At 42.4% G+C, this 18,706-nt stretch carries 10 protein-coding genes; 4 read left to right on the top strand and 6 right to left on the bottom strand.

What is annotated here, in order from left to right:
• Positions 1-63: 63 nt before the first annotated feature.
• Both H5114_RS02915 and H5114_RS02920 read right to left on the bottom strand, forming a co-directional pair.
• A complete protein-coding gene (locus H5114_RS02915; RefSeq protein ID WP_404717399.1) occupies positions 64-1,983 on the bottom strand; it encodes an alkaline phosphatase in 1,920 nt (639 codons plus the stop codon).
• Between the two features lie 19 nt (positions 1,984-2,002).
• Positions 2,003-3,607 carry an alkaline phosphatase gene (locus tag H5114_RS02920; protein WP_124016450.1) on the bottom strand — a complete coding sequence of 535 codons (1,605 nt, stop codon included), beginning with the start codon at positions 3,605-3,607 and terminating at the stop codon, positions 2,003-2,005.
• Positions 3,608-4,062: 455 nt separating this feature from the next.
• Between H5114_RS02920 and H5114_RS02925 the strand changes: the two genes are divergently transcribed.
• From H5114_RS02925 to H5114_RS02935, 3 genes are all read left to right on the top strand, one after another.
• Positions 4,063-4,284, top strand: a complete 222-nt coding sequence (locus H5114_RS02925) for a penicillin-binding protein (protein ID WP_182697004.1) — start codon at positions 4,063-4,065, stop codon at positions 4,282-4,284.
• Between the two features lie 229 nt (positions 4,285-4,513).
• Positions 4,514-5,119 carry a hypothetical protein gene (locus tag H5114_RS02930; protein WP_182722146.1) on the top strand — a complete coding sequence of 202 codons (606 nt, stop codon included), beginning with the start codon at positions 4,514-4,516 and terminating at the stop codon, positions 5,117-5,119.
• Position 5,120: 1 nt separating this feature from the next.
• Positions 5,121-5,480: a lipocalin family protein gene (locus tag H5114_RS02935; protein WP_182722147.1), complete on the top strand. Its 360-nt coding sequence runs from the start codon at positions 5,121-5,123 to the stop codon at positions 5,478-5,480.
• Positions 5,481-6,144: 664 nt separating this feature from the next.
• Here H5114_RS02935 and H5114_RS02940 read toward each other — a convergent pair.
• Complete coding sequence (locus H5114_RS02940) at positions 6,145-6,756, bottom strand: Yip1 family protein (RefSeq protein ID WP_124016455.1); 612 nt, start codon at positions 6,754-6,756, stop codon at positions 6,145-6,147.
• Between the two features lie 363 nt (positions 6,757-7,119).
• Here H5114_RS02940 and H5114_RS02945 point away from each other — a divergent pair, with 363 nt between their 5' ends.
• The gene (locus H5114_RS02945; RefSeq protein WP_182722148.1) at positions 7,120-8,724 is read left to right on the top strand and encodes a methyl-accepting chemotaxis protein; all 1,605 of its coding nucleotides are present in this window, start codon (positions 7,120-7,122) and stop codon (positions 8,722-8,724) included.
• Positions 8,725-9,007: 283 nt separating this feature from the next.
• On the opposite strand, the gene recD is transcribed toward H5114_RS02945, so the two are convergent.
• From recD to recC, 3 genes are read right to left on the bottom strand one after another with little or no spacing between them, the layout of a single operon-like run.
• Positions 9,008-11,053, bottom strand: coding sequence for an exodeoxyribonuclease V subunit alpha (gene recD / locus H5114_RS02950; protein ID WP_182722149.1), 2,046 nt, complete (start codon positions 11,051-11,053; stop codon positions 9,008-9,010).
• On the bottom strand, positions 11,047-14,892 hold the full coding sequence (locus tag H5114_RS02955; protein WP_182722150.1) for a UvrD-helicase domain-containing protein: 3,846 nt from the start codon (positions 14,890-14,892) through the stop codon (positions 11,047-11,049). Before H5114_RS02955 ends, recD begins: the two co-directional genes overlap by 7 nt.
• Positions 14,892-18,638 carry an exodeoxyribonuclease V subunit gamma gene (gene recC, locus H5114_RS02960; RefSeq protein ID WP_182722151.1) on the bottom strand — a complete coding sequence of 1,249 codons (3,747 nt, stop codon included), beginning with the start codon at positions 18,636-18,638 and terminating at the stop codon, positions 14,892-14,894. Before recC ends, H5114_RS02955 begins: the two co-directional genes overlap by 1 nt.
• Positions 18,639-18,706: the final 68 nt, after the last annotated feature.

Raw genomic sequence — 18,706 nt, forward strand, 5'->3', positions numbered from 1 at the left:
TGGAAGCTAAACGTTAAAGAATAGGGGCAAGCCCCTATTCTTTATTGATAACGTTTTACTTCTTTACTGGGCTGTACCTGAAAGGTTGCCTGCGTAATCCATTACGTGAAATATTAAGCTTTGCTCATTAGTTCCTGTTATTAATTGGGCACCAGGTCCAACAGCAAAAACACCAACGTCTTCACCCGCATGCGTTTCACTATCGAGTGGTACTAACGACTCTTGGTGGAACCCAGCAGTTGATGTATCAACATCGGTTAAGTCAACGCGGCCTGTTACTGCTGCAGCTGCATAGCTTGCATCAGCATCGGTTTGTGCGCCTAAATTTCTAAAACCAAGGCCGTTGGCATAACCTAACGTTGTATAAGGCATGTCGTCTGAGGCTAAACTTGGCTCAGTCTCACCAATACCAACCACTTTACCTAATATTGGGTTACCACGTTTAGGGTAGCCTGCAATGGTAAATACATGGCTGTGATCTGCTGTAACAATAATTAAGGTGTCTTCTTGGCTAGTTGCATCAACCGCTACTTGTACAGCCTTAGCAAACTCAATCGCGTCATTTAGCGCGTTGTAAGCATTTCCGGCATGGTGAGCATGGTCAATTCGACCAGATTCAACCATTAAGAAGAAACCTTTGTTGTTATTATCAAGCACCTTAATGGCAGTGGCTGTCATTTCTGACAAGCTAGGTTCACCAGCAATATCATTCTTACGATCAGCTTCGTATTGCATGTGTGATTCGTTAAATAAACCAAATACGTGTGGTGTTGTTTCAGTGTCGATAGCATTAAATGAAGTCTGGTCATATACATAAGCACTTGTTGCATACTTAGCTTGCCATTCGGCGGTTAAGTCACGGCCATCAGTACGGTCACCTTCAATCGTACTGACTGCGTCATTACTATTATATGCTGCATCTTTAGGTAAAAAATGACGACGACCACCACCCATAACAACTTCAATACCATCAACATCTACACCGGTATATCGAGCTTCTAAGTTGGCTTCAAAATTGACTAACTGTAATGCAATATCTTCACAATTAGCGCGTTCAGGATTGTTGGCAATATCCATATCAGAGATATCTTCCCAGTCACGATCTGCTGACTTTGCATAAGTCGCAGCAGGTGTCGCGTGGGTAATACGTGCGGTAGAAATAACCCCCGTTGATTTACCTGCAATCTCAGCTAATTCTAAGGCCGTAATCATCTCAATGCCTTTAGTGCTAGCACAATTGCCTCGAACCACATTTTCGTCAACACCTAACACGCCAGCATCCGTTTTAATGCCCGACATCATTGCTGTCATTGTTCCTGCAGAATCTGGTGTTTGTGCATCAACGTTGTAGGTTTTTGCTAAACCAGAAAATGGGAACTTATCAAAGCTTAATTGGTTTTCTTCACCCATCATGCCTTTATTTTGACCATCTAAAATACGCGCGGCGGTTACAGTTGAAATACCCATACCGTCACCAACAAATAAAATCACGTTCTTAGCTGAGCCTTTAAGTGCTGTTATTTCAGCCGCGGTAGATGCTGTTGCAATCGATACGTTGGCATTATTTACTAATTGGCTATCTATTTTTTTCCAAACATCATCCGCCGTTTCTATTTCGGCAGCACCTTGTTTAAACCATGAGTTATTTAAACTGCTCAGCAGTTCGCTATCATTTACTGAGGTTGCGGCAGGCGAGCATACATATTGAGTGGATGTTATTTCAGACGCATCTAAAACGGTATCAGCATTGGTATCGATACCCGAGTCGATTTGCACACCACCATTGAGACAATTTTCATTACCTACCGGCAAGGGAGTTTGTGTTATTAACGCGTTGTTTCCGTTAGTACCATTCGTTCCGTTTGATCCATTTGAACCATTGATGCCGTTGCTTCCATCTGTGCCATTGTCACCGTTGTCGCCGCAAGCTGATAATGCAAAAACCAAAGAAACTGTTATTGTTGATAATATAAATTTATTCATCATAAAAACCTTATAGGGTCTATTGACCAACTAAACCAAGAGCACGATTGATTAAATGGAATACGACACTTTGTTCAACAATACCTTGAACTAAATGCGCACCTGGGCCTGATGTATGAATAGCAACATCTTCCCCCGCGTGAGTTTCGCTATCTAATGGAACAGTCACTTCTTGGTGATAACCTGGGGTTGTTGTATCGATTGCGGCAATGTCTTGACGGCCAGCGACAGCTTCAGCAGCATATGATGCGTCGCCATCTGTTTCAGCGCCTAAGTTTCTGAAACCCAGTCCATTGCTATAACCTAATGTGGTGTAAGGATTACCGTCTGAATCTTCACTAGGCTCAGAAGCACCAATACCAACAACTTTACCCAAAATAGGATTACCACGTTTAGGATAGCCAGCAATCGTAAACACATGGCTGTGATCGGCGGTGACAATAATGAGCGTTTCTTCATCATTTGTTGCATCTAATGCCGCTTGAACGGCATTTGAAAACTCAATAGCGTCATTAAGGGCTGTGCTTGCACTACCAGCATGATGTCCATGGTCAATTCGTCCAGACTCAACCATTAAAAAGTAACCTTTTGGGTTGTTATCCAATACTTTAATGGCTTTGTCGGTCATTTGAGAAAGGCTTGGTTCGCCGGCAATATCATTGCCTCGGTCAGCTTCGTATTGCATATGAGATTCATTGAATAAAGCAAAAACACGTTCAGTCGTTTCGGTATCAATGGCATCAAATCCAGCTTGGTCGATAACGTATTTACCATTTGGATACATAGCGCTCCATTCTGCGGTCAAATCACGTCCATCGGTTCGATCGCCTTCAATAGCGCTAACGGCATCAACACTATTAAATGCGGCGTCTTTAGGGAGAAAATGTCGACGTCCGCCGCCCATAACAACATCAATACCATTTACATCAACTCCGGTATAACGTTGTTCTAGATTTTTTTCAAAGTTAACCAGTTGAGATGCGATATCTTCGCAATTTGCACGTTCAGCATTATTGTCAATATCCATATCTGAGATATCTTCCCAGTCACGGTCTGCTGATTTTGCATATGTGGCGGCTGGCGTTGCGTGGGTAATACGAGCGGTTGATATCACACCCGTCGACAAGCCTTTTATTTCGGCTAACTCTAGAGCCGTTACGACTTCGTTACCTTTAACGGAAGCACAACTTCCACGAACGACGTCTTCGTCAACACCCAAAACACCAGCGTCTGATTTTAAGCCGCTCATCATGGCTGTCATGGTGCCAGCTGAATCTGGTGTTTGTGCATCTACATTGTATGTTTTAACTAGAGCTGAATAAGGAAATGTTTCAAAGCTTAAGTAACCTTCTTCACCAGAATTACCAGCTAATTGTCCTTTTAAAATCCGAGCAGCGGTAAGTGTAGAAATACCCATACCATCGCCAACAAACAAGATGACATTTTTTGCTCTTGTTGATCTTGATTGTTGTAATTTTTCGGTGATGGTTGCTTGGCCGTCTTTATACCAAGCATTATTGAGTTGTGTGTCAGTCGTTGTCGCTGCGGTTGCAGAACCAGCGTATGTTGCCGAAGACAATATACTAGCGATAACCACTGATAAGCCTTGTTTGAGCATATTCATATTACCCTACGTTGTAGTTAAGTTATTTAAGGACCTAGCCATAACATAGAGGTTTATAATGAACATAAAGTAACACCTGGGTTACAATTTGTTTACAAGTGGGTTTCAGTTTTAATTATATCTATTAAGCTATTAATTTTTATAGTTATTGAGTAATTGATACTGTCTTGTAATTTTGCAGATAAATAAACTTGCTACCTTGTCTGTACTTGAATTACCCTGAATGCAATTAACATCCAATACTATGATTAAATTAAATATTCTATAAGTAAGTGATCATAAATAACTATCGTAATCTGAGTTCAAAGAGGTTAAGTTGTTTACCTGTAAAAGAGGCACAGTTGAATTCTGGTCTCGCTTGTGCGCTTGTTGACATAATCAATTTCAACGCTACCTAGTGGCAGAATGCTGAGTTAGATGTTATCAATTCAAACTATCAGATAAGGACCTTTTATATGAGTGACAAAATAAGTGAATCGGCGCTAAACGCATTGAAAATCGCGTTTACTTACATGCCAAAATCAATTGAAGTGACTAAATATGAGTATGGTGATGATTACCAAAAGATTTTAGATCACATTGAAACAGTCAGGGAAATATTATTGATTAATGATGTCGATCCTGAAGAGGTTTATGGTGAGGTTAATCCTGAGAGTACGCCCAACTCATCATATTGATTGAGTGTAGTGCTCGATGCTGTTAAATCTGATAGCTATAAAAATGGGTTGGATGGAAGACGTTTTGTATAATACATTACAAATGATAATTGTTTGGCACTCAAGAGCTTGCTAAATTGTTAAGTATTAAAGTGTGTTGAATGTATCATTATGATATTCATTAATTGTAATGAGTATTGCATTTTCAATATTTATTCACCTTGGATAGAGATTAATAAAGGGAATTATTATGGCTGTTACGTTAGCAAGTCCGGCAAAAATAACTAGTGCAGAAAGAAAAAAATTAGAGATCAAATGCCATAATCGTTTAAATTGGTCTGATTCAGGAAATTGGATGGGCGTAGGTAAACAGCCAAATTGTTTTATAAAGGAGAACCTGAAAAGTTATTCTTCGCATACATTTAAATTTCCAACAGATGCATCTGCAACAAATTGGAATCTTGAGTGGGAAAAAGCAATACGTTATTCTGGTCACTTAGGCACAACTGTTCTTACTGTCGGAGTGACGGTTTTTACTGGGGGAATGGCTGGCATTGCTATAGGTTCTTTAGCCGCGATAATTAAGGATGAGCTTCAAGCTCAGATTCCGTATCCTAGAGTGAATAGAGGATGGAGTTACGAAGTAATATTTAAATATGACTTTAAATGGTCTCCTCATCCTTGGGGGCAGCGAGAGCTTGTTCAAACAATGGTTACTATAACTAAAGATCATAATCAAAAAGAAGTAAGTGCAACATCGAGCGAAAGAAAGTATAAATTGTCTGAACTGCCTGATGGTTTAGGTCGAATGCTTGCAAGTGCCCCATCTAAAATAACTTCAACGGATTTTTTATAAAATGAAATCTATTTTAAAAATGTTAAGTGTTACTTTTTTGTTTTTAATTTTTTCTATGGGCTGTATTCCTGAGTCTTCAGCAAATAAAGATGAAATTAATGGCAAATGGCAATTAACCGAAGTACAGTACGAAGATGATAGTTCTAACTTTTTAGACGGTGGTAACTTTGTCGTAATTGAAGATACTAGAATAATCGAAATATTCTCAAAGCAAGGTCGTAAGGCATATAGTTATTATAGAGAGGATAATATCCTTTATGTAACTTCAGGTGATGAGATTATTGAATGGAAAATACAGTCATTAGATAGTTTGAACTTGCATCTAAAAACCCCAATAGGTGTTTATGTATTAAAGCGCTAGGGGCTATGTTTTAGTGGTCAACTAATTTTTATCAATAAATTGGCTTTAGCGCCTGAATAGGTTCAACACCTTAAACCTCAGACGTTACAAGCATCCAGATATAAATCAAATCTACTATAAATACTGAGCAATCAAAAAAACTACGATCATTTTTTGAGAGATTATATTCTAAATAGACTCAACATCTCAGCTAAAAACTGGCTAAAAATCACAACTGAGTTTGGATCATTATTCAAATGTGTTGTCAGGGCATTACCTGTCTTAACAGAATACTGTGAGCATCTAGAGCGAAACGACTATAAGGTGCATCAAGGTGCATCAAACTGCAAGCGCTAGTTGTGTACTTAAGGTTTAACTTCTAAACTAGAAATAAAACCATCTCTTAGTATCGAATTAAGGATGACTACCATCTTTACTGACGAATGCAATAATAACCACTTTTTGGGGCTTTCCTTGGCTAAGTAAGATAGGCCGCGCGAAATCGCGTCCTATCCCAAGAGTTGCACAAGCCTAAAACCTCAGCGGTTTCGCTCTATCAAGTATATCATCATAAAAATGAGTAGCAGGTTTTCATCTCCTGATACTCAACTTCATGCTTAACAGCTCATGTATCTTTGGTCAAATTGTTAAGGCGTTTTCTGTCGATGTGCTCACAACATATGGTCTATCTGAATAGGTTCCAGATAATGGTATTGTCTGCACCAAGACTCCACAGCAATACAACGGCGGCTAGTAAAACCTCTAGTACTAATACACCAATGGCTAGCGTCGTGCTTGATATAATAAAGCCCTGTTGATTACTTATGCCTAAAAAGCTTGGTGTACCACGATAGAGTAAATAGCCTGTATAACAAATGCCCATAATGCAGGCGAGTGTACATAACCAAATCATAGGGTATATCGCAAACAGGCCACTTAAAAACATCGGTGTGGCAATATAACCAGCAAAGACAATACATTCATTTCTGCTTGGGCAATTAGGGTATTTACGCGCCAACCCATGGATCAAACTACCGACTATTGTCACTGCCGTTAAAATTAACACATAAAATAAAATTCCTAGGCTTAAACCGCTCTCCATTGAGACCTTGATTGTGTCTTCACCACCAAAAGTCCAGCCAAACTGTGTCGTACCAATAAAAGTACTGACCACTGGGATTGCCGCCAACCACAGTACATGACTGGTGTACAAATGACTGACCGTTTCATGCTCATTACTTATGTTGCGCCATTCTTTATCAGGATGATGTACAAGTCCCCAAACGTGATTAATCATGCTTCCTCCTCGCTTTTTTCAAGCTACAGTTTTTTATAAAAACTAAGGTTACTGGCACACTATGGTGTGTCTTAAATAACAGTATAGGAGGTAAGCGCATATTTGCTTTATTCGGCGCTATTTTTATTATCCTTTAGTGAGTGGCAACTGCAGTTAAGAGTGTTTGCGCAATCATCATAAAAATCGCTGGCTTTGTTATTTTTCTCAAATAAGAGCAATATTTTTTACCCGTTATATATTCAATGTAATGATTTAAAGACTAAACCAGTTATTGCGATGACCCCAATACTGAGACCCTAAATAGTGATCGATTAACGCTCGACTAACGTATTGACGTTGTTACTTTTTTATTAGAGATCTATTATGTGGTTTAGTTCGAAAATTAGTCGGAAAGCGCTGGCATTGCAGCTAGTTACCACGCATCAGTCAGCTGCTGTTGTGGTCGATGCTCAGCAAAATATTATTGTCGTTAATGATGCTTTTAATCAATTAAGCAAGCGCTTAAAACAAGCTGGTCATAATCAAACCTTTACTTTATTGCTTACTCGTTATGACAGTAGCAGCAAAACTATTCGCTGTGATGAAAACCTACTCCTTAGTCAGCAAGTTATCCAACTGACTTATAAAAACTTAGAGTCTTGCTCACTTTATACGTTTGATGCTGTATCAACACCGTTATTAACTGAAAGTGTGTGGCAAGAGTTATTAGCTTTCAGTGGCAAGGCCTATGTTGTATTTGATAACAATGAAAAGTTAGTAACAGCTAATTTAGATCCCGTAAATACTGACTCTATTTATTTAAATCAAGCAGATATCAATTTACAGAGAACGTTAAAAAATGGGCTTAACAATAAAGAACACCTACTTTGTTTATCTGAGCAGGATAAGGTCTATGTTCATGTGGCGCGCCATCAAATAAATTCTGGTAATCAAAAGTTCACCGCCTATGTATTATCCCATCAAGAGCAAAACCAGCACATTAAGCAATTTGAAATGTTATCAAAGGTGGTAAGTAACACTAGCACTAGTGTATTGATCACTGATAAAAATGGTTTAGTTGAATATGTAAACCCTGGTTTTGAAAAACTTTCAGGCTTGACCCTTGCAGAAGCAAAGGGCAAAAAACCCGGTATACTTTTGCAACGAGAACAAACCGACAAAGAAACGATTAAGCGCATATCTCAAAAACTCAAAGCAAAACAAGCCTTCTATGAAGAGATATTGAATTTTGATAAAAATGGAGTGCCATATTGGATTGTATTGGCAGTAAATCCGATTTTTAATGACAAGGGTGAGCACACAGGTTTTGTTGGTGTGAGCTCTGATGTGCGTGAAATTAAACGTATTGTGTTAGAACAGATTAATCAAAGAGATGCAATAAGCAGTCATTCGGCAGTGCTAGAGTTTAATCAAAGTGGTCAGTTTATTTCGGCTAATGATTATACTAAAAAGCAGTTAAATTTATACGACGATATACAAATGCAAACAGTAGTGGGGAATTTAAAAGACCACTTAGACCATTCTCGTACGCAGATGATCCAACGAGGCGAACCGACAGCAGTCATGATGAAACTGACTCATCAAGGGAATGAAGTGATTTTAGATTGTGTTATTTCTTCAATTACGGATTTGAATGGAAATATTTCTAAGTATATTGTTTTTGGTAGTAATGTTTCTTCTCGTAATAAGTTAGTGACCGAAACGCACAGTGCTATGTCTATAGTGTTGAGTAAAATTCAAAATACAGTAACGACCATTAATGCGGTCGCCGATCAAACTAACCTATTAGCCCTCAATGCAGCCATCGAAGCAGCAAGAGCTGGTGAAGCCGGACGTGGATTTGCCGTTGTTGCGGACGAAGTTCGTAATCTTGCGAAAACGTCAAATGACGCCGCGGTTCAAATAGGCCTACTCATCAATGAAACTCAATCTCATGTTGATGAGTTAGCTTCTTTTTTAAGTGAATAAGTTGAGGTAAACTCGCTCTAGCTGCCTATAAGTTGTTCAAAAGACGATAATAGAAGCCCACTTTAATGAGTGGGCTTGGAATGAGTTGGCTTATGCGTTGCTTGAATGAGCCGCTTGCTCAAATGGCCAACAAACCAGATAAGTGCACTGGCAGATTTTATTCGCTGTCACCCATAGCGCTCATCTTTAGGCCAGCTGAAGCTGTTCAAATTCGGTCCCGACGAATTTGTGATAGTGCAGATTTGCTTACTCTTGAATAGCGTTCATGTTATTTCTCTTAAAATCAGCCCCACAATCTCCAAGCTAGCCCAGATGCTCGTGATGTCGCTTGTTTGCTGGCTTTTTCAAATATCATTGCCGTGCCTAAGCAATAGAAATGGTTTTTGGCGCGGGTGATGGCGGTGTAAAGCAGTTCTTTACTGAGTAGTTGCCATTGGGCGGAGCTTGGTTTATGTGGCAATACAAAGCTGACTTTATCAAACTCGCTGCCTTGGCTTTTATGTACTGTCATGGCGTAGCAAGTGTCGTGGCTTGGTAAGCGTGCGGGCAATACTTTAAGCAGGCTGCCATCGGCCATGACAAAGTGGGCCATTAAGCGGCTTGGCTTAGTGCTGTCTTGCAAGATTAAACCAATGTCGCCATTAAATAAGCCTAAGTTGTAATCGTTACTTTGAATAATGATCGGTCGGCCTAAATAGAACTCATTTTGAGGAGTAATCAGTTTGGCGTGTTTAAGGCTGTCGGTGATGGCGATGTTCATGCCCTCAACCCCAAATTCACCTGCCCGCATGGCACACAAGACTCGATATTGATTAAAGCTGTCGATGATGGTTTGTTCAGCATGCGGCAGTGTTATGGCGCTGTCTTGCCGATCCGCTTGATCGATAATGGCCTGTTGATTCTGTAGTACCAAATTAAGGTAGTCACCATAAGCGTGTACCGATAATGCCAATAATGCTTGTTTACCTGTGTTATCTCCCTGGGCATTATGCTGATGTTCAAACCAATTCAATTCAGCATGATTATCTTGCCATACTTGGCGAATCGCATGCACATTTGATTGATTAACCGCATTGGCCAATAACCCAATACCTGCATCACCTTTAAAACGATGGCTGTGCATCAACATACACAAACTGTCACCAATTTTAGGCTGTTGATGAATAAACTGACTGACATCTTGTTGGGTTAATTGCTCAATGAGCTTTGCCTGTGCGGCGCTGTAACGCATTGACCATGGTGATGTTTGTTGCGGGTTAGCTTGTTTTAAGCCAACACAAATATCCGCGAGCACTGCGCCAGCTTCTACGGATGCGAGTTGATCTTGGTCGCCTAACAATATTAAGCGGCCATGAGACGGTAGGGCGCTGAGTAATTTATACATCATGGGTAAGTCGACCATCGACGCTTCATCGACCACCAGTAAATCTAAGCGCAACGGATTATCCTGATGGTGCCTAAATTGATATGAGTTTGGGATAACCCCCAATAGTCGATGCAATGTTGAGGCTTCTTCTGGTATTTGTTTTAGCGAATCTGTTAATACTTTCGCCAATGCTGGGTCGCTGACTTGAGTTAGCTGTTGCAGTAATCGATGTTTAGATGCCTTGATAGACTCACTTAGCCTTGCTGCCGCTTTACCTGTAGGCGCGACTAAACGGATTGTTAGCGGCGATTGGGTTAACAGTAACAATAATAGCTTGGTTACTGTGGTGGTTTTACCGGTTCCTGGGCCGCCAGTGATCACTGCTAATGCTTTGGCCAACGCTGTGGCCGTGGCAATTTTTTGCCAATTAAACTGGCTGCTATTGCTGTCTTCTGCGGTAAATAAGCATTCAATCAGTTGCGGCAGATTACTGTTAGCTAGGTCGATTTCAATTTGTTGATTGGCTAACTGGGTCAACTTAGCCGCCACTTGAGTTTCAAAGAAGTGGTATTTATTTAAATATAAGCGCCCATGTTCAAAAATCATCGGTTTGTTGTCACCGGGCTGGCCGACGGCATCAAATAGCACGATTTGTTCAATCAATTGTTGATGGTTAAGTTCAATCCGACAATTGATTTCAGCGTTGCCGCGGCTGTCCTCTGCCATGGGATTGGTTAAATCAATTTGCTCGATGACTAAACAACTGTGCTGATTAGACAATTGCTGACTGAGCATGGCGCAAACAAGCAAGAACAGTTGCGGCTGCTCGTTTATTGCGGGATCGTTATTGATGGTTTCAATATTGGCCAGCTCTAAAGCAAAATGACGATCGAGTGCGGTAATGAGCCGCTGTTCTTGCCAAAGGTGCAATAACTCAGTGATTGGATGGGTGAGTATTAGCATGATGACGTCTCCGGCGCACGATTGTCTGTATTACCTGTAAATAAGCGGTCGAGTTGTTCGATTAATGCTTGCGGTGGTTTGTCATAAAATACCCCCGCGCCAGGATGCTCAGGATGCATGCCACGTAAAAACAGGTAATAGCAGCCGCCAATATGTTGCTGATAATTGTAGTTTGGTAATCTAAGCGATAAGTAACGATGCAACGCCAAGGTATACAAGATGTATTGCAAATTATAGCGATGAGCATCAATGGCTTTAGCCATGGCTGAGCGAGTGTAGTCGCTATAGTTATCACCCAAATGGTTGGACTTATAATCGGCAATATAAAATTGGCCTTGGTGCTCGAAGGTTAAATCGATAAAGCCTTTTAACATGCCTTTTAAGGTATCAAAGTCGAGTCCGGCGACATAACCGTGTTGCTGCAAAATATGATTTAATTGCGACGCTTGTAAGGTTGAAATAGGCAAATAAAACTCCATTTCGACCATTTTTTGCTTGATGCCTAATTGGCTTAATGTCAGTGATGTGTCCTCTGACAATGTCTCGATAAACAGCGGCGCTGCCAATATTTGCTGATACCAGTCCATTAACGGCTGTTGCCACAGGGCTTCGTCAAATCCATATTGTTTCATGGCTTTCGTTAGCGCAGGTGTCAGTTCAGTGTCTGCTTGGGTAAAATCAAACAGCTCTAACACTAAATGCATAAAACTACCGGCGTTGGCGCCACGTTCAAAGGTAAAGCGATCAAGTACGGGTTCGCTGGTGAGCTCATCTTGTAACTGTAATTGGATTAACTCATCGGTGAAATCTTCATCGTCGGCACCGGGCGCGACTCTCTCGTGAGGCAGATGTTTCACTAAGCCAGAATAACTGCCCACGCGCCATGCAAGGCTCTGTACTCGAGTGACTTTTTTGGCCGCTAGCGGCTCATTATTGTCGTGGATATCGGCGAGCACAGAATCGTCAATATCGTTGCTTAAGCATTCCACACTCATCGCTGGTAAGGTGGCAATTGCATTCACTTTGGCTTGAATAAGGGCAAAGTCAGTTTTCTTGTCGGTAATGCCCAACAGATAACCGATGCCTGTTTCAGGTAATTGGCTGCTGATCCCCGCTTTTAACTGACGGCTTTGGTTGGCAATATACAAATAACACACGTAAACCGGCCGCGTTAGCGCCACATACAGTAGGCGTAAATCTTCAGCGAGGGTTTCTTGTTTGAGTTGTTCCCAGCCTTCGTCGGTGGCGTCGATATCCCAAATGAGCTGCTCATTTTTATGGTACATCATAGGTGCAGGGCGTTTTTTATTGCCACGGGCTAGGCTGACAAACGGCACAAAACATACCGGATATTCTAAGCCCTTACTTTTATGAATAGTGACAATTTGCACTAAGTTCTGTTCGCTTTCTAAGCGCAGTTGCTGCTCATCACCACCGTTGTTACCAATCAGTTGTTGCTCGTACCAATTGATAAGCGCGCTGCTACCATCGAGCTCAGTGGCCTTTTGCTGCAGTAATTCGGCTAAATGCCTAAAGTCGGTTAAGCGTCGTTCACCAGAGGCTTTAAGATCTGCTGCGTTGTCGTCATCAACATCATTAAAGCTATTGTCACTATTGTTGTCACTATTGCTGCTATAAGTGCTATCACTGTGAGCATTAGCGTTATGTTCATTAACACTATTGATGTCAGCCGTGACAGATTGCGACAGATAACGATGGATCAGTTTTGTTTCGCTGGCAAAGTTAAGCAGCGCAGGCATAACGCCGCGTTGTTGCCACAACTGATGCCAATGAGTGAATTGATCTAATACCTGTTGGCGTTGTTCTTCATCTTGGTTAAATTGATGGATCCGTTGGGCATTAAACCCGACAAGCTCAGTGGCCAGTGCGGCGCGGATAGCGCGTTCATCTTTAGGCGTGGCTAAGGCATACAATAAAATAGCCATTTCACGGGCTTCAATGGTGTTAAACACACTGTCTCGGCTTAAAAATACTGCACCAATTTTACGTGCTGATAATGCCGCTTTCATCACGGCGGCTTCGTTACGGTCGCGCACTAATATGGCTATGTCTTTGGCGATAAGCGCTTTACCTTCCTGCTCAAGGTTGGTATTCACTCGGCATAACCCTTGTTGCGCTTCGGTGAGTAAGCGCTTTATTTCGCTGGCAGCATCTGCGGCCAAGCGTTGTCTTGCGCTGGTTTTATTGAGGCCATTAACATCGTCTTCGGCTAATAATCGGATCCGCAGAGCGGCAGGATTGGTTGTGGCTTCACTCAGGTTTTTATTGGCTGCCGATGATGGGGTTTTAACAATATCATAGGGAATAGCTTGGCTAATAAACGGGTCTTGGTGCTGGCTGAACAGCTGATTAACCCCATTGACTAATTGAGTCGATGAGCGGTAATTGGTGTCAAGATTATAATGGGCCTGTGTTTGTTGGCGCGCGGCAATATAGGTATAAATGTCGGCACCACGAAAAGCATAAATCGCCTGCTTAGGATCGCCAATCATTAATAAGCTCAGCTGACCTTTACTGGCGTCGTTAGCTTTGTTGTCATTACTATTGTCTTCATTAGCTGGGCTGTGCACAGTGGTCGCTGTGGTTAAGTCCAGTTGCGATGCTAGCGGCTGTTGATATACCTGATTAAAAATGGTGAATTGCAGAGGGTCGGTGTCTTGGAATTCATCAATTAATGCGACCGGAAAACGCTTAGCAATAGCATGGGCTAGGGTGATCGGGTTTTGGCTGAGCGCCATGGCTAAGCTGAGTAATAGGTCATCGGGTGTCATTAAATTACGTTGCTGTTTTTGGCCAGCAAAGCGTTGACGAATCCCCTCGCGGGCGCGTACTAAAAAAGACGGAATAAGCTGATTAATTAACTCAAGCAAGCGCTCGATATGATCCAGCAACGGCGCTTCAGCAGCAGTGGGAATAACGCCCCCTTTATTGAGTTTAAGCTCGGATAATGCCAATTGCTCCAGCGCTTTTATTGGCGGTAATCCTTGGCCAAATTTTACCCAGTTACTAATACTATCAAACAGTTGACTTAGTTTAGGGTAGCCGTCGGCGCCTTTACCAAAACGTTGACCGTTTAATGGTAGCGATTGCAATAATTCAAGAGTGCTGTCGTGCAGGCTTTGCCACAATAAGGTAAAGCGGCTGATGCTTTGGCTTAGCTGCTGTTGTAGGGTTTCAAAGGCCAGCGGTTGCTTTGACAACACAGCTTGGCTTGCACCTAATAGCGGGCGCAGCTTTTGTGCTAACACGTCTGGTTCAGCAAACACATCACTAATGGCTTGGGCTAAAAAGGGCGGTAATGGATAACAGACTTCACGCCAGAAATCGCGCACTGCATGGTGTAAAAACTCACTGTCGTCGAGGGTAAATTCGGACTCAAATAGCAGTGACGACTCAAATGCCATGTCTGACAATACGCGTTGGCAAAAGGCGTGAATGGTAAAAATGGCCGCTTCATCTAACGACTTTAACGCTAAGTCTAAGCGTCTTAACGCAATAGGACGTTCATCTTCCAAGGTGTCTTGGTAAAGCTGTTCAATAAACTCATCATTGACGGCTAAGCCTAAAAAGCGTTTAAACGCTAAGTTAATCCGTTTACGAATACGGTCTCTGAGTTCTTCTGTGGCAGCGTTGGTAAAGGTTACCACCAAAATTTGCTCACAACTTAATGGCGCTTTACCACCGTGGCCTAACAATAAGCGTAAGTATAAACCCGAAATGGTATAGGTTTTCCCCGTACCGGCACTGGCTTCAATTAAGCTGGAACCATTAAAAGGTAAGGTGAGGGCATTAAGCGGTGTCACGGTAATAGCGTCCATTAATGCTCTCCTGGTTTAGCTGCGTTGGCAATGAGTTGCGCTTGAATATCGACTGCGGCGCCACTGACAAAGGTGTCTAATTCTGCCAGTTTATCTTTGTGATACAGGCTTAACATCGGTTGCAGTAAATGGCTGGCTAATGCGCCAAATGTCGCTTCACTAAAGTCTTCTGGGAAATGGAATAAACGCTGGTTATGTGGATCGTGGCCTTCGCCGAATTGGTTTTGGCCGTCATCCCATTTTTGCTGGGCTTTGAGTAACTTTTCTTCATGGTCGCCATCGGTTTCAACATAGGCAAAAGCCGTTTTAGGCATAAAGCACAAGGGTTGAGTTTGCCCTTGAATGAAACCACTGATAAAGCGCAGGAGTTGCGCCTGCGCTTGTTCGGCGGTGATAGGCGCAAAGGCATGAAAATGACCAATGTCGAGTAAGTAACTAAATTGATTTTTACCCATGCCCGCGGTGGACGAATTGGCCATAGCGTTGATGCATAAATGGCGTAAGTACACCCGAATAAAATCGCGTCCGTGGGCAGCGCCAGGGCGGTAATTGACTAAGCCTTTAGGCAAAATATCGTCAATACGGCCGACAAGATTGACTCGCACTGTGGACGATTGGCTTGGATCTGCTCTTGCAGGTAAATCCTGCATCGGTAGATCAAAGTTAAGATCCACATTCAGCGTGTGCATGGTTTGTTGATCTTGTAAAAACTGCACCCGATTAATCAACGGCGATATATCGCGTAAATATTGATTAATTAACAAGTCGTCGAACGGCGCCATGGGCAATTCACCGCTGGTTTTGAGCTTGCTGAGTAATTCGTGATCTGGGCTGTCGAGTTGATGTTCAATGGCATTATCGAGCATGCGTGATTGCAATAAATAACGCTCGAGTGCATTTAAGCTAAACGGCTCGTCATTGTCATCGGCTTGAATATCCAGTGATAAATCAACTTTTAAACTGCGGTTGAAAAAGAATTGCGCAGGATTGCGATAAAAACGGATTAATGCCGACAATTCGAGTTCGACCACTTTAATGCCATCGCTATTGATGTGACTATGGGCGAACACTTCATCAGCCTGTTCGGCCGACAAGGGTAATGCTTGCTCAAAAAAGTGGTTGTTAATGGTCGCATTGGCGGCTGGCGGACACCATTGGGCATTAAAACTGTGTTGCAGTTTACTGACACTATCAGCCGATTGTGGCGTTTCTCGGAAAAGTTTAGCGTCAAACGGCTGCAAAGGTTGTGCTTGAATAAGCTGTGCCAGTACGGCTTTATCAGCATCATCAAGATTGATTTCTACTTGCTGTTCAAGCTGTTGCTGTAAGGATTGCGGTAGGTAGCTGAGTTGGCAATATTCGACCAATTCAGACACTAACATTGAGGCGATACGTTCGGCATTATCGCGCTCACTGTGGCCAATATAACTGATGTAAAGCTGCTCTCTGGCAGACAGTAATGCTTCTAAAAATAGGTAGCGGTCGTCTAATCGGCGCGAACGGTCGCCTTTTTCAGGCCCAAAATGAGCCATTAAATCAAACCCGACAGGATGTTGAATCCGCGGATAGACGCCGTCATTCATGCCCAGCAAGCACACCACTTTGAAGGGGATTGATCGCATTGGCATTAAAGTACAAAAATTCACGCTACCAGCAAGGTAACGCTGGCCGACTCGAGATTCAGTTAAGCGTTGATTAAACCACTGTTTTAGGACTTCAATATCGACTTGGCCTTGATGGCCGGCGCTTTCAAGCTCGGTATCTAGGGTGACTAATGCATCTCGAATGGCTTGGATTTGTTCACGCTCGTCATCTGTGGTGTCGTAGCAATCGGTGAGTAGCTGTTGTAATTGTTCAAGGCGCTCTGCGGTGCTGTAGTCATTGGCAAATAAAGTGAAATAGGTGTCGATGGTTTCTAAGAAATTGAGCAACTTACCTAATGCCTGAGATGACTGACCTTCAATGCCTTGCACCATTAAGGTATCGCGATAAATATCGGCATCGTCGTTAAAGGCGTAACCCAGTATTAAACGCTTAATGCCAAATGCCCATGAGTTTTGCGTAAAAGGCTGCACACCCAGTTGGCTTCGAGTGTGTTCACTGCGGCCCCAACGGACATTGGCATCATCTAACCAGCGGCGGATTAACGACAATTCGTCATCATCGAGTTGGAAACGACGCAAAATAGCCGGCACTTCTAAAATACCAATCATGTCAGTGAGGCCAAAGCGACTTTGATTGATATTTAACAGGCTTAAAAAGCTATTAATCAGCGGTGACTCTTGCGCTGCGCCCCTGTCGGCAATGGCGTAGGGAATGTAGTAATCGCCTTTATGCGGATTTTTGTCGGCAAAATACTGACTGTTGGCGGTGCCAAATACCGCATCAATATACGGCGCATAGGCCGCAACATCGGGCATCATGATCACTATGTCTTTAGGGCTTAAGTCGCTGTTGTTTGATAATAATTCTAAAAGATGATCATGTAAGGTTTCAACTTCACGCAAGGCACTGTGACAACTGCGTAAGGTAATAGAGTCATCACTTGGCAATAAGGTGCGGCGAGCATCAATATCTTGATACAAACTGGCATTTGGCCCTAATGGTTGACCGAGTGTTTCCATTTGTAAAATGTCGTATTGTACCCCGTGCAGCAGATTATTCGGCTCAGGTTCAACATAACAGTCGTAACCAAAATCGGTGTGCTCTGGCGGTAACGACAGTAATAAATCCAGTAGTTCACGGCCCATTTGACCATTATTGGCCAGTATAGGATTACCTACTTCTAGCTTGTCTTCCCAGTCTTGGTCGAGTTGTTTTTTATTGGCATATTGCAACGCCATGCGGGCACGGGTTTTCGGCTCAATAATATCACCCCAATAATGCTGGCAAGGGCTGAGAGACAGCATAATCACATCAATGCGACTGGCTAAATGGTACAGCACATCGAGGGTTTGTGGCGGCATGGATGAAATACCAAACACGTATAATCGAGCCGGCAACATGGATAAGTCAGTATCTGGATTAGCCAAGGTTGCAATTAAATCGGCATGTAAATTGGCGCGATGATAATGACTTGCGTGTAAATGATGTTGGTTATAATCGATTAATGCTCGCCACAGGATCGCTTGCCATTGCTGGTTTTCATCTAACGTTAAGCGATTGTCTAGGCTCGATAATGGCTGATTTTGCTCCCACGCTAAAATCCACTCGGGACGATAAACTAAGTATTGGTCAAAAATATCGGCAATGCGGCCACACAATTGAAATAGCTTAATCGCGTCATGTGACTGATTGAGCTGCAATATGGCGTGGGTGTTTGCTGTATGAATATCAGTACCAGTATTCGCATCGATATCTGTATCAGTAATATCACTTGGAGAATCAACTTGAGGTGATAAGTACTGTTTGAGCGGGCTAAAGTCTGGGTTATCTAGCAGACTTGGCAATAAGTCCATTAATTTCCACGTCATTGCCGCTTTGGTAAAGGCATTATCTTTTGGCACATCGGGCAGCAAGTCATGGCATAATTGCCAGGTAAAGCTCGAGGGTAGTGGGAACGATAATGCGGCGGCTATACCATTGTGTTTAGCGATTTCTAAACGCAGCCAAGTCGACATCCCCGGGCTTTGAACTAACACATGCTCACAGGCTAATAAACTGACGTTATCTAAGCGAATAGCCAATAGTTTGGCCAGTTGTTCAGATAACACTTCCATCTGATTAGATTGAATTAAAGTAAGCATGGGCGACCCGCTAATTTGAGATTAATTCATTCTATGGACTCTGCCGTAAATCATCAATCAAAACCGTT

This window comes from Shewanella sp. SR43-8, assembly GCF_014163775.1.
Taxonomy (GTDB): domain Bacteria; phylum Pseudomonadota; class Gammaproteobacteria; order Enterobacterales; family Shewanellaceae; genus Shewanella; species Shewanella vesiculosa.